This window comes from Fervidobacterium pennivorans (assembly GCF_001644665.1).
Taxonomy (GTDB): domain Bacteria; phylum Thermotogota; class Thermotogae; order Thermotogales; family Fervidobacteriaceae; genus Fervidobacterium; species Fervidobacterium ngatamarikiense.
Window position 1 is genome coordinate 664,552 of the sequence record NZ_CP011393.1, and the last position, 13,237, is coordinate 677,788.

At 34.7% G+C, this 13,237-nt stretch carries 12 protein-coding genes and 2 pseudogenes; 8 read left to right on the top strand and 6 right to left on the bottom strand.

Annotated features, from left to right (window positions below; all coding sequences use genetic code 11):
- Positions 1-179 precede the first annotated feature (179 nt).
- The 7 genes from JM64_RS03125 (at position 180) to JM64_RS10285 (ending at position 7,068) form a co-directional block, all read left to right on the top strand.
- Positions 180-1,280 (top strand): MFS transporter, encoded by a 1,101-nt coding sequence (locus tag JM64_RS03125; protein ID WP_231882446.1) that lies wholly within the window; start codon positions 180-182, stop codon positions 1,278-1,280.
- A gap of 60 nt (positions 1,281-1,340) precedes the next feature.
- Positions 1,341-2,711, top strand: a complete 1,371-nt coding sequence (gene rlmD, locus JM64_RS03130) for a 23S rRNA (uracil(1939)-C(5))-methyltransferase RlmD (protein ID WP_064011462.1) — start codon at positions 1,341-1,343, stop codon at positions 2,709-2,711.
- Positions 2,712-3,316: 605 nt separating this feature from the next.
- Complete coding sequence (locus JM64_RS03140; RefSeq protein WP_014451313.1) at positions 3,317-4,243, top strand: recombinase family protein; 927 nt, start codon at positions 3,317-3,319, stop codon at positions 4,241-4,243.
- A 38-nt stretch (positions 4,244-4,281) separates the two neighbouring features.
- The gene (locus JM64_RS03145; RefSeq protein ID WP_064012482.1) at positions 4,282-5,139 is read left to right on the top strand and encodes a metallophosphoesterase; all 858 of its coding nucleotides are present in this window, start codon (positions 4,282-4,284) and stop codon (positions 5,137-5,139) included.
- A 449-nt stretch (positions 5,140-5,588) separates the two neighbouring features.
- Positions 5,589-6,149, top strand: coding sequence for a hypothetical protein (locus JM64_RS03150; RefSeq protein ID WP_033191378.1), 561 nt, complete (start codon positions 5,589-5,591; stop codon positions 6,147-6,149).
- A gap of 128 nt (positions 6,150-6,277) precedes the next feature.
- Positions 6,278-6,532 carry a transposase gene (locus tag JM64_RS03155; RefSeq protein ID WP_033191379.1) on the top strand — a complete coding sequence of 85 codons (255 nt, stop codon included), beginning with the start codon at positions 6,278-6,280 and terminating at the stop codon, positions 6,530-6,532.
- Positions 6,533-6,822: 290 nt separating this feature from the next.
- Entirely contained in the window at positions 6,823-7,068 is a 246-nt protein-coding gene (locus JM64_RS10285; RefSeq protein ID WP_409976130.1) for a transposase, read from the top strand.
- On the opposite strand, the pseudogene istA reads toward JM64_RS10285, so the two are convergent.
- Positions 6,986-8,215, bottom strand: a pseudogene (istA, locus tag JM64_RS03160) (IS21 family transposase). The gene JM64_RS10285 and the pseudogene istA sit on opposite strands and share 83 nt — an antisense overlap.
- A gap of 101 nt (positions 8,216-8,316) precedes the next feature.
- Between istA and JM64_RS03165 the strand changes: the two are divergent.
- A pseudogene (locus tag JM64_RS03165) lies at positions 8,317-8,907 on the top strand (substrate-binding domain-containing protein); the annotation flags it as partial.
- A 73-nt stretch (positions 8,908-8,980) separates the two neighbouring features.
- On the opposite strand, the gene JM64_RS03170 reads toward JM64_RS03165, so the two are convergent.
- From JM64_RS03170 to JM64_RS03190, 5 genes are all read right to left on the bottom strand, one after another.
- Entirely contained in the window at positions 8,981-9,787 is an 807-nt protein-coding gene (locus JM64_RS03170) for an ABC transporter permease (RefSeq protein WP_004103205.1), read from the bottom strand.
- On the bottom strand, positions 9,781-10,554 hold the full coding sequence (locus tag JM64_RS03175) for an ABC transporter permease (protein WP_011994745.1): 774 nt from the start codon (positions 10,552-10,554) through the stop codon (positions 9,781-9,783). The genes JM64_RS03170 and JM64_RS03175 overlap by 7 nt, the downstream gene beginning before the upstream one ends.
- Positions 10,555-10,565: 11 nt before the next feature.
- The gene (locus tag JM64_RS03180; protein ID WP_004103201.1) at positions 10,566-11,303 is read right to left on the bottom strand and encodes an ABC transporter ATP-binding protein; all 738 of its coding nucleotides are present in this window, start codon (positions 11,301-11,303) and stop codon (positions 10,566-10,568) included.
- Positions 11,300-12,547, bottom strand: a complete 1,248-nt coding sequence (locus tag JM64_RS03185; RefSeq protein WP_011994746.1) for a radical SAM/SPASM domain-containing protein — start codon at positions 12,545-12,547, stop codon at positions 11,300-11,302. Before JM64_RS03185 ends, JM64_RS03180 begins: the two co-directional genes overlap by 4 nt.
- A 412-nt stretch (positions 12,548-12,959) precedes the next feature.
- Positions 12,960-13,232 carry a hypothetical protein gene (locus JM64_RS03190; protein WP_004103200.1) on the bottom strand — a complete coding sequence of 91 codons (273 nt, stop codon included), beginning with the start codon at positions 13,230-13,232 and terminating at the stop codon, positions 12,960-12,962.
- Positions 13,233-13,237: the final 5 nt, after the last annotated feature.

The window sequence follows — 13,237 nt, forward strand, 5'->3', positions numbered from 1 at the left end:
AATACCTCCCACTTTCCTGTTTAAATTATTTTACCACATTTGTCATATTGTGAGAATATGGCATGTGTGATAGAATAAGTAACGAAATTTAAATTGTTCGCATGACAAACTTTTAAATGACTAAAAGTGATAAACAAGAACCTAGAAAGGAGTGTAAAAATTTTATGGGGTTTAATTTAATGTCGCTACTTTCAATATTTTCACACTTCTTTTTAGACTTTTACGTTTCTTTCTTCAATCCCTTGGGACCGTTCATTATTCAGAAATTTCCAATAGAAATTCGCATACTCACCTCTTTTTTGGCATTATCATCAGCGATAGCTAGCCTTTTGCAGATATTCTTTGGATTCTTTTTTGACAGAGTCAAATACACCAAGAGTTTGCTCTTTACAATGTATGTTTTGGAAGCGATAGGTGTATCACTGATAGGTATTTCCACAAACTTTTGGATGTTCATATCCGCGGTTTTTGTTGTTAGAATTGCAAACTCTGCCTTTCATCCTTTAGGTGCTTCTATGGCTGGCGAGGTTGGTGGTCGGAGTGTTGCATTCTTCTCTATTGCAGGAACAATTGGTGCTGCACTCGGACCTGTTTTTATATCCATTTATGTATCACATTTTCCGATAGAATCACTTTGGGTTGTATCACTACCGGCATTTATTTTAGCTAGTTTCTTACTCAGACTTAATATTCCAAACAGGACTGTGCACAACTCAAAATTCGACTTAAGAGAGGTTGCAAAACTATTGCCCATACTATTAGTTGTCACGGTTCGAAGTTTTCTCATGTCTGTTGTCCACGCTTATACACCTATATACGTCACAAAAATACGCTCTTATTCGATTTCTCTCTCAGGTTTGTTAATAACAAGTGGAATGATTGCAGGCGTCTTTGCAAACTACCTCGGAGTTATTTTAATGGAGAAAATAGGTGCGAAGAAACAAGATTTAGCAGCATTTATAGGTATGGGGTTAGCGATATGCTGGTTAATATCCAGTAAAAGTGTTTTACCAATTTTCATTTCCTTTGTCCTTTTTGACTTTTTTGGATTTTTGCTCATGTCAGCAAATGTTGTTCAAGCACAGAAAATATTACCGAATAGGAAAGCCTTAGCATCATCTGTTGCTATGGGGTTTGCATGGTCATTGGGGGATTTCATAGCAACTGGTTATAATTCTGTATTCGGCAACGATGTGGTTTTATCATTAGGGCTTGCTATACCCGTAGCTTTTGTAGCGTCGATATATTTCGGGATCGTCCAAAAATTTGATACAAAATAATCTGTGTGTTAAAATTGGGTAAGAATGACTTAGACACGATAAAGCAGGAGGAAGATGGTTATGACTGATAAAGACTTTTACAAAAAAAGTGAAAAAGTTGAGCAACTTTACACAGTTTACATAGAAAGGTACGCTTACGGAGGGTACGGTATTGGAAAACTGCCCGGTGGTAAATTGGTTTTTGTTGAGGGGACATATCCGGGTGATTTGGCTGAAATAGAAGTCGTGCAAGAAAAATCTGATGTGGCTTTTGGAAGGTTGAAAACTTTACTTGAAAAGTCAGAGTTTCGAAGAACACCTAGGTGTAAATATTACGGTATTTGTGGCGGATGTCAGATGATGGACGTCAAGTACGAAAAGCAACTTGAATTAAAGACCCTGGTTGTAAAGGAACAGTTGAAACGGATAGGAAAGATTGATGTCGATGTAAATCCAACTATTCCAAGTGATTTAGAATTCGGATACAGGAATAAAATGGAATTTGCGTTTTTTTACAGCAATACTGAAGGAGTTATACTGGGATTGAAAATGAGAAATAGCAACAAGGTAATAAATATAAAGGAATGTCCTATTTCGCCTTCTTCATTTAACAAGGTGCTCGAAGTCGCGCCTGAAATTGTTGAATTGAGCAAAGCTAAGATTTACAATCCGAGAACGGGTTCTGGTATGCTTAAGCATTTGGTTATGAGGTATTCCCATTCAAATAATCAAACTATGGCAATATTCGTAACAAAAACCGAAAGGTTTGATGAGGCAAAATTTATACGTGCTGAACTACTTAGAAGAGTTCCACAAGTAAACTCTATTATCCATGTTATGAACTCTTCCGACAGCGTAGTTTTAAGAGGACCGTATAAAACACTTTATGGTTCAGGCGTTTTGGAAGTGGAGATGGATTATGAAAAATTCCAAATTCCACCAACCGCTTTCTTCCAAAATAATTACCATATAGCAGCTAAGATGATAGAATACGTTACTAAGCAACTTGACCTAAAAGGAAACGAAAAGGTCTTAGATTTATACGCAGGCGTAGGAACGTTTACAATGAGGTTGGCGATGCTTTCGAAATATGTTGTCGCTGTTGAAAGTTCGCATATAGCGGTCAAAGCAGGGAGAGCAAACGCCAATATAAACAACTTGAGAAATGTAAAATATGAAGAAACAGATGTTGAGGAATTCATTCGTTCTTACGATGATAAAGCAAATGTAATCGTGCTCGACCCTCCAAGAGGAGGCGCAGGAAAGTCCGTATGTGAACATATAATAAGAGTTAAACCCGAGAAAATCGCATATATTTCTTGCGATCCATCAACACTTGCAAGGGACTTGGCCGTTTTGAAAGAACACTACAACATACTAGCCGTTCAACCATTTGACATGTTTCCTCAAACGTATCATGTTGAGACGGTGGTATTGATGTCAAGGGTATAAAAATAAGGTGTATTTAAAACATTGATAAATCAAGGGTTTCCAAGTGTAGTTAGTTTTTCTAGATTATTTTCTAGAGCTGATAATGCTGGGAAACCCTTATTTTTAGTGGTTGAGGAAACATATCAAAGACTAAAATTGCCATAGGGTTGAGTTGACAGATTAGATGGATTGGTAGGGTTGTGGAGATAGGATAGATGTGATAAGATATTTTAAATAGCCTACATATCATAAATAATGTTTTGCTATATGTTGAATAGTCAGTGTGTACGTTTATAAAATTTTAAGGCTTTATTTTATATGAATTGGAAGTGGGGATCAGCATGTTTAAAAAAATAAATAATTTCTTGAATTGTTTAATTGGTTCATTTATCGGTGTGTTTATTGCTCATAGTATATATACATATTTTGATTTTAGAAATAATCCAGGTTTATATGAGATTCAATCGACACCTTGGCACATGAGTATTCAAGTATATGGGTGGGGTACTGCTGTAATAATATTTATTGCTATTATTCTTAAGTTATTAATAAAAAAGAAAATGAAAGAAATTAATAATACTTTTTATGTTGATTGTTTATAAAAAATATTAATTTGGAGGTAGAACATGTCTAAAAACCCAAAAGTTCATTTTATACCACCTAAACCTCCAAAACGAGAGAAAAGAGTAGGTATTTACTGCCGGGTCAGTAGTAATAGTTTTGAACAATTGAAAAGCCTTACTGCTCAAGTATCTGCCCTTACAAGGGTAACTGCGGCCACGCCTCAATGGTTACTTGTTGATGTTTATATGGATATTGCCTCTGGGAAAACCGGTTCTTCTCGCAAAGAGTTCTCTCGTATGCTTGAAGATTGCAACTCCCATAATCTAGATATAATACTCACTAAGAGTATTAGCCGATTTGGTAGAGATACAGTGGATACACTTGAAGCATTAAATCAACTAAAAACGTTAGGAGTTCGTGTAATATTTGAGCAAGAAGATCTAGATACTGCAAATACAGATAGTGACCTTATGATATCTATCATCGAAGCTATTGCACAGGCGGAAAATGAATCTAGAAGTGATAATATAAAATGGGGTATTAAACAAAGAGCGGCACAAGGCACTTCAAAGCTGTATAACCGTAAATGTTATGGCTATAAAAATGATGTTGATGGCAGTCTTATTATAGATGATGAAGAGGCTAAAAATGTACAGCTAATATTTGATTTTTACCTTCAAGGCAAAAGTATTATAGGAATAATTGAAGAGTTAGAAAAGCTTGGTATTAAATCCCCAACTGGAAAAGATAAGTGGAGTAAAAGGACAATTGATGTAATGTTAAGTAATGAAAAATATATAGGAATAGTTCGACTATTAAATTCAGGGAAGTACGAAGCTCATTATATTTCTGAAGATAATAATCCTTCTATTATAAGTGATGAACAGTTTAAGGCAGTACAGATTGAGAAGGCAAATAGAAGTAATGTTATAAAGGGTGAAGATGGCAACCAGAGAAAAAATAAAAAGTACAGTTCTAAGAGAAAATAGCAAATTTGGATTTATGGAGGTTATTTGGATTGAAAAAAATGAAAAATAATAATAAATCAAAAAGAATCATCATAATTACAATTCTAATCTTATTGGCTGTTTTTGGAGGTATAACCGTCTGGGGTAATCTTACAGTAGGCACCACTCGTTATAAGATAACTTTGGAGCGTTTGCCAGTTGCATTTGAAGGATATAAGATTGCACAGATTGCAGATTTGCATAATTCAGAATTTGGAGAGGATAATTCGAAAACAATTAAAATCTTGAAAGAGGAGAATCCTGATATCATTGTTATTACTGGTGATCTGGTAGATTCAAATCACATGGACATAGACATTGCAATAAAGTTTATTCAACAGGCGGTAAAAATTTCTCCGTGCTATTATGTGACAGGCAACCATGAGGCATGGATTGGAGATATCTACTATGAACTGGAAGAACAATTGCTCGACGCAGGTGTCACTGTATTACGTGATGAGGTGATTACAATATCGAATGATAAAGACAGCATTCAACTGATTGGTTTGGACGATCCTGATTTTTCAGATCAGGCTCCTTACCTTCAAGAGAGCATGCTAGAGGCTAAACTTTACAATATGAATTTAAAAGATGGGTTCAAGATTTTATTGTCGCACAGACCAGAATTCTTTGGAGTATATGTAAAAAATGACATTGATTTAGTTCTCAGTGGTCATGCACATGGCGGGCAGTTCAGAATTCCTTTTATAGGGGGCGTTATTGCTCCAAATCAGGGGTTTTTCCCAAAATATGATGCAGGAGAATATCATGAAGCCAATACTACGATGATTGTCAGTCGTGGTATTGGAAACAGCATAATTCCTGTAAGAATTAATAACAGGCCAGAAGTGGTTATTGTCCAATTATATTCTCAATGATAAAACCTAGCTTACAGGGTCTTTTGAAGCATAAAAACAAAATAGCCTACTTTCTTAAAGGTAAGCATAGATGACATAGAAAAGAAAAACGACGAGTAAACATTGATAAATAAAGATATCTTACGATTTATTGACTTATTCCATAAATAGCCTAAGTATTTCACGTTGAGACGGTGGTCTTGATGTCGCGGGTAGATAAGTAAGAGTGTAGAAAAGCCTTGAAATAAGGGCTTTCCGGGGTTAGAGCGCAATAATCCGATGAGTAAAAATCATGAAAATATCGGCTCAAGGGAACAAGTCCAAAGGCATGATTTCGAACGTGACAGAGCGATTTAGATAACATACGTTTGCGTGTGGTCGATTTAGATAACGTGGGCTTGAAGTGGTCGATTTAGATGCCATTTTTCAAGTTTCCAAATTAGATATCTTGGGAGCAAGGAGTTGTGTAAATGGGGAGAAACTATAATGTTATTGAAATTATAAAAGTATATATTTTGGGGAGCATAGCCTATTTAATTGGCGGTATCACTTCTTTATCGTTTGAATGGATCAGAGAAAATACATTTTTATATCCAAGAGTACCGTTAATTGCTGCAGGTTTGGGTGGCTTATTAGTAGGAATTTTGCTTAATGGATGTAGAAAACAAGACTTGCTCAGATTCTTGATCATATCAATTACTTCATATTTGGCAGTAATTCTTATCAATTTTATGTTGTTGACGAGCACATTTGGGCAAGAGTTTTCATTAGCCCAAATCGTATTTCGAATTATGCTACCTGTTATTGTTTACAGTGTAGTCTTTGGAATTCAATTGCACGGATGGCAATCGATACCCCACTTTTTGATTTCGAGCTTTTTTTCAACGTTGCCAATTTTAATACTCGTTTTTGTTTTCTACTTAAATAAAAATACACCATTAGGCTTTGAAAGCCTTTGGATGTACATCTCTTTAGGTGCCTCTGTTGCTGTATCTATAAAGTCCTACAATATAGCAGATGTCAAGGACTAATAAAAGTTTCGGATTTATTCCCAGGATGTAAACATGAGACCTATCGATATCTATCTAGCCCCCTAATAGATTTGGAGAAAAAATGCGTAATATGTTAGCATAAATAATAGAAATAGGGGGTAATTGAATTGGCTAAAAAACAATATAGTTTAGAATTTATAGAACAAATAATAAATGAGTGTCAGGAGACTGGTAATGTTGCAATAGTTGCCCGTAGACATAATATATCAGCAAGTACAATACACACCTGGATTAGTAAAAAACGCCAAAGAGGCTCTGTAGCATCACTACCTAAAACTAAAGAAGCAAGATATAAGACAATGGAAAAACAATTAAAAGAAATAAGCACTGAAAACGATATGTTAAAACGTCTAATAGCCTAAAAATAATTAGATTTAGCAATTTTAAGGGAACTAAGGGATAAGACAAACTCTCGGTAGCCGACAAAGTTGCTATTGCTAAAAGGTGGATCCAAAAAGGATATAGAGTAACTATTGTCCTTGGCTTTGTCGGTTTATCTTTATCCACCTACTACTGTATTGCTAGAAATAATATAAATAACAAAAATAAAGCACAACAGCATAAACCAGGACGCAAAATTTCTGGTTATACCCAGGATAAAAAGGGTAATAAGATACCTGATGAAAGTGTAAAAGAACATCTCTGTGAGCTTATAACTGGTGATGGCTATCCCTATGGTTATAAGAAGCTGACCACTTGTTTACAAGAGGATTATAAGCTGGTAATTAACCACAAGAAAGTATATAGATTATGTAAAGAACTAGATATTTTGCGTCCCAAGAGAAAAACATACCCTAATCGTCCCAGGAAGTTAGCTAAACGCGAGAAAATAACTGGCTCCAATCAACTTTCAACAGATTATCAAATTTCTTTAGGTTCTCCTCACATATCTTGTTAAGCTCTTCTTTTTGACCAACTCTCATTAGCATTAGCTGTTTGTAATCTTCATCGTGATAATTGATACTTTTTTCATCAATAACATGTATCCTTAACAGGTTTGTGTTATAATAAATATAAATTTTGTTTTCCACCTCCTTTACTTGGACTGTTTTTCCTATGTATTCGGGTGGAACAGAGTATTTACTTCCCTTGTAGTAAATCAGAGAGTCCTTTTGGACTTTAACTGACTTGTAGGAATTTAGGTAACTCTCTATTAACCTTTTGTCTGGCAAGGGTTGTAAATACTCTTTTTCTTTTTGAAACAGAAGAGCAGGTGGGACTTGAGTTGTTTGATTTGGCTGCATACTGACCTTTGCGTTTATCTCTTTTATTATCCTTACTAAGTCCTCTTCTGTTTCAAATTCACCCTGTTATGGCAGTATCCAATCTATAAACTTGTTTGCTGCTTCAACTTTTCCTTTTGTGTACGAATGTCTTGGTTTGCACAGTTTCACTTCAAACCCAAAGTCTTTTGCAAAACTTTTAAATCTTGAATTTACTTTAATTTTCTCACCTGTTATATCAACAACTGCTGCTGCATTGTCAAATAAAATCTCTTTAGGTACTCCGCCTATATCTTTGAATATTCTTATTAGACTTTCTATTAATTCTTCTTGAGTTTTTGTCCTGTTTATCTCAAAGCAGCAATATCTTGAATAACCTAATTTAAAATCAAGAACATTAATAACAAACTCCTCTCCATTTCTTGAGACAAGCTTTATATTCTCTTTCCAATCAACTTGCGCTTGCTCACCTGGATCTGTCTCAAATCTTGGGTGACCTTTTACTTTCTTCTCTGGCTTTAATCCTTTTTTCTTAACATACTTATTGAAATTTGAGTATGTTCCTATTGTCTCATCTTTTGATTTTAAATACTCATAAACACCCTTGACTGTAACTCCTTTGATAGCAAGCTTTGATTTTATCTCATCATAGTATTTGTCCAATTTACTTGGTTTATTTCTATTCTTAGGTTTTCCTTCATAACCCTCATAATACTTTTTTACTGTTCTTCTGTCTATCCCATATATTCTTGCAAGTTCTGAAAAGTTAGGTTTCATTTTCATCGCCCTTATCATGTTTAAATGTGCTGTTAAGTTCTGCATTTGATATCCCTCCTCACTATGAGAAAGGATATCATATCAATGTACAATTTTGTACATCCTTATATTCCACTTTCAGTACATTTTTATTTTATCATTAACACGTCGTTATAGACTTTCGAGTTGATGAGATCGATTTCGATGTGGTCAACGTGGATAACGTAACCGGTGGTTATCTGGCTATGAAATATCTTTACGACCACGGACACAGAGATATATTGTTTATCCCTGGTCCTGAGTTATCTCCAGCAGCGCAAGACAGGGAAAAAGGTATTCGCAAGTTCCTCGATAAAATATCAAAGAAAGATGAAGTAAAGGTGTACCTTGGTGAACACCGTGGGTACGACTCCGAGCATGGATGGGTTAGTGTAACACAACATCTAAACAAATACGGATTGAACTTCACCGCAATATTTGCCGTAAACGATTGGGCGGCTCTTGGCGCAATAGATGCACTGAAAGATTACGGTATAAAGGTACCTGACGAAGTATCGATAATAGGTTTCGACGATGCACCGTTTGCACAATACACAAACCCGAGATTAACAACTGTGATGCAACCACGCTGGGAGATGGGCACAACCGCAGCACAACTTTTGATAGAACGTATCCTTGACAAACATCTCAGATTACCAAGAAACGTTATATTACCCACAAAAATAATCGAACGAGAATCTGTGAAAAAGATAATGTGATCATATGAAAACAAAACCATCCCCGGAAAGATTGTTTGATAGTCTCTGGGGATGGTTTATTTTTGCAAACATTTTAAAACCCATGTACTCCTTTTTGGCGTGCTTTGTGTTGGAGTATAACGTAACTCAAGTAACCAGCGATAATATAGAGAAAAGATATCACTGTGAAAATCATAAACTCACTTTTCAAATCAAAAATCGTTTTTGTACCCATCAGAAAATGTCTTGATAAATCTAAGCCCCACGTAAAAGGAAAGACGTACGAAACGTAACGTAAGAACTTCGGTAATACGGTCACTGGAAAGAACATCCCACCTATCAAAGGTGCAGCGTTTCCTACCAAGCTTACCAGTTCATCGGCGTCCTTTAAAAGTAACGTTAACCCAAAGAAAAGGAAGACAAATCCGAACGATGCAATAATGGAAATAACAAATGAACATATAAAAAGTAACAAGTTTAGTGGTTTTATTGTCAATAAATTGCTCAAAAGTGCAAGTATTAATATAGGTACAGATTCTATGGTTACTCTTGAAATGCCGAACACACTCCAAGATAGAATGTACTCAAGTCCGCTCACTGGTGTTAAGAAAATTTCTTCAAATTGTCCTATTCTCATGTAACGTCTCAATGTGAAGATTACTCCCCACAGAATTTCAACGTAATTCCAGTAGGCAGCACCAAGCGCAAGGTAACCGAAGATATTCGTTGTATTCGATGTCCCATAGAAAAACTTTACGATATTCGATTTACTACCAAGATAGTACAAGAATAATAACGGAATTATTGTGAGCAATGGCACGAAGAACGAACCGTAAAAATCTATCTTGTACCTTTTAGCCGAAAGAAATTGTGCTTTAATCAAGTACAAACCTCTTACCATTCTTCCCATTCTCCTTTTTGCCTTATCAAGTGTTCTGCTTTTTTCAACATCGCAACACCGACAACAAGATACACTACACTAATGATACTCACTGTAAGTAAATTAAAGAAAAACTTCGTAACATCGTTGGAGTTTAAGATTACCCTTCCAGCTTCGATTAAATACGTTAATGGCAGTAAGTAACTTGCTATACGAATATAGAACGGGAAATTGCTAACAGGATTTACCATACCAGATAGAAGACCTATTCCGTACTGAATCGAATAATTTAAAGTTCCGATGCGTTTGTACAGAAGATTCAAACCAGCAAAAAATATCGAAAAGAAAGTAATATAAAGCCCACTCACAAGTAACAATAAAAAGAAATAGAACGATAAATAAATATCTATGCCAAGCAACCAAAAAAACAAGAGTGTGAAAAGTGTTATGTACAAATTCATAATGAATGTATCAATTGCTTTTGAAAATAAAAATGCAACTGTGGAAATCGGTGATAAAACAATTGTTACAAGTGTTCCTTCCATACGTTCTTCCGAAAAGCCATCACCAACACCGAAAAAGTATTGATTCAACCAATACCAAAGGAGTGTACCAATAAGTATGTTGTTTACTATATCTTGCTGAGTTGTTATCTTTGCACTGAAAACGTACGGTGCAATCATAAAAAATGGAGTGAGCGCCATATTTATCCAGACAAATTTGTACTTCCTACGCACTTTCAAGTCTTTCATCGCTAAGATAAACACACTTTTTAAAGTATCCAGCACGTTCTTCACCTTCATTCGTTTTCAGCATATTCGGAAGATTGCAAAAAGAGTTCAGAAAGCTGGTTGTAAACATCTTTACTTGCGAAAATATCACCGTACCTTGAAATAAGCTCAATTTTTCCATTTTTCAGAAGTACTATCTTTGCATCCTCACTCAAATTGTGCAGTATGTGACTTACCATAACGACAGTCACACCATCTTTGCTCGACTTTTCTAAAAAAGAATTAACCTGAATGACGGCGTTAACATCGAGACCATTCAAAATCTCATCTATGAAGAGAATCTTTGGTTGATGAATTAAAGCTTTACAAAGTAACAATTTCTTACGCATTCCAGTTGAATAATCTTCAACGAGCTTATCTTTGTCATCGTATAAACCAAAAAAGTTAAGTAACTCTTCGGCACGTTCTATTCGCTTCTTTTTTGGAACATTGTAAATTCCACCGAATATGTCAAGGTTTTCCCAAGCCGTTAGCTTCCAATATAAACTTCTTTCGTTAGCAAGCACAACACCGATATACCTTGCGAGTTTTTTCCAGTGCTTTTTTACGTCAAAACCTAAGATGTTCACTTCACCTTCATCTGGTAAAAGTAAACCTACCATGATTCGCAAAAGCGTACTCTTACCAGCGCCGTTTGGACCTACCAATACGGTGAATTCACCTTCTGAAATGTTCAAACTTACATTTTCAAGCACTCTTTGGTCTCCAAAGGATTTACTAACACCTTTCAATAAAACAAGACTCAAGGAACGATCACCCTTTCTTGATTTAATACATATAATTCAATTAAATCTGAACTATACAATGTTTCTAAAAATTCTTTCCAACAATCTTTCGGAGTTTGCTTTAAAAATGAGTTGTATTTACAGCCACCATCACAAATTGGAAGAAAAGTACAACTCATACAAGTTTTATCATGAGAAATGGATTCTAAGAAATTAGCATATTTTTTAATGAATATCTCTTCGTTAGACATTATCTCTTCGTAATTTGCGATTTTGAAATTACTTACTCCAATTCCAGAAATACAATTGTATACATCACCATTCGGAGCTAAGACAAGGTCGGATTCTTTTTTGTATGTGCAAGGCCAAACATTTAGAAAATCGATGATCCTAAAGCCAAAATTAATCACAGATTTGACTGCTTCAACGTATTTTTCGGCGTACTCTTTTTGACAAATATTGATTCCTTTTAATGATAATCCACCATTTTCTGGATTCGTTAATAAACCAATATTAAAAATAACCCTTTCTGATAATACTTTCACTCCGAATATCTCAACGAGCTCGTCTAGCATCTTCTTGTAATAAAAATTAGAGTTTGTCTCATCTAAAACGGTATGAATCACCACAGTTGAATTTGAATAACAAAATATTTTACTCATGTTATCCATTATTCTGTCCCAACTACTTGCCCCATCTTTTCGTGGACGTCTTGCATTATGGAGCTCTCTTGGACCATCTAATGTCAACTGAATAACTCCAAATTTTCTGTGGTTTAATATTGAAAACAAATCATCAAAAACAAAATTTCCATTTGATATTATATTAAACTGTTTAAACTTTTCTTCAGATTCAATTTGTTCAAGAACCTGCTGCAAATAATCAATTTTTAGCGAAGGTTCCCCGCCAAAAAATGTAATAATAAATGATTTTGGATTGAAGATACTGAGAAGTTTTCTGTAAAGTTCCACTTTCTTCACAGTTTCAATTTCCAGTTGGGTTTTGTCTATTTTTGGTCCATTTTGCATGCAATATACACAACTTAAATTACAATCATAGGTAATTGCATCTGTTATTGACAAAGTATCGTTTGAATATTTTATCTTATTATTAATATAATTCATTAATGCAATTCTTTCATCTGAATCATAACTTTCGAATTTTGTGTTCAATGAGTTCTTATTTACTATCTTAATTTCACGCATTAAAAGATCATAATATATTATCTTATCATATTTATCAATTTTTACAACAAATCTACTCATTTCGGTTCCTCCCTATTTCGAATTTCAGTTATTTATTCTGAAATTCAAGTCTTCTAATTCGATCCAATAAAATATTAGACCCGGGTCTAGTAACATTAAACCATTAGGTTATTTTTTACTAATCTCAATGCTCGCACATCTTTGACTTCTATTTATACAACCACCAAGTGGAACATTACCATTGATTAATCTTTTCAAAATATTCATCTGTTATACCTCCTTGTAAGAATCAATAATTTTTAACACGATTTACTCTGCGCAGAGTTATTTTAATTATATCAAAAAAAAAAAAAAAAAAAAAAAAGTCAATACTGTAACACCATATTCGTTGAATAGAAATAAAATCACCTATAAGATATAAAAAATCCCCCGACGAAGTTAAATGTGTTTCCGGGGGATGTTCATTTCTCAATTACTTTTGCCTTTGAAATTTTTCCGCACTGATGGTGACGATGTATTTGTTGCCATCAACTTCAACTTGGTAATTTATCGAAAAAGTATCAGGTAGGTTTTTCAAAACCGTGTCATCGATCGTTTCCCAAAAGATATTTTCCGCTTTTAATTGGGCTTTCTCTTGCCTTAGTGCTTCTTCAAGCATGTTTCTTTGCATGGGGATAGTTGATAAGACTATTGCAACGAGTATTAGAAGAACAATTATCGCAGATAGTATTTCGATGTAAATCACATCAT

Excerpts from the sequence above, each read along its gene's own strand:
- JM64_RS03125 (WP_231882446.1), top strand. The coding sequence starts at position 180 with ATGTCGCTACTTTCAATATTTTCACACTTCTTTTTAGACTTTTACGTT.
- rlmD (WP_064011462.1), top strand. The coding sequence starts at position 1,341 with ATGACTGATAAAGACTTTTACAAAAAAAGTGAAAAAGTTGAGCAACTT.
- JM64_RS03140 (WP_014451313.1), top strand. The coding sequence starts at position 3,317 with ATGTCTAAAAACCCAAAAGTTCATTTTATACCACCTAAACCTCCAAAA.
- JM64_RS03145 (WP_064012482.1), top strand. The coding sequence starts at position 4,282 with ATGAAAAATAATAATAAATCAAAAAGAATCATCATAATTACAATTCTA.
- JM64_RS03150 (WP_033191378.1), top strand. The coding sequence starts at position 5,589 with ATGGGGAGAAACTATAATGTTATTGAAATTATAAAAGTATATATTTTG.
- JM64_RS03170 (WP_004103205.1), bottom strand. The coding sequence starts at position 9,787 with ATGGTAAGAGGTTTGTACTTGATTAAAGCACAATTTCTTTCGGCTAAA.
- JM64_RS03185 (WP_011994746.1), bottom strand. The coding sequence starts at position 12,547 with ATGAGTAGATTTGTTGTAAAAATTGATAAATATGATAAGATAATATAT.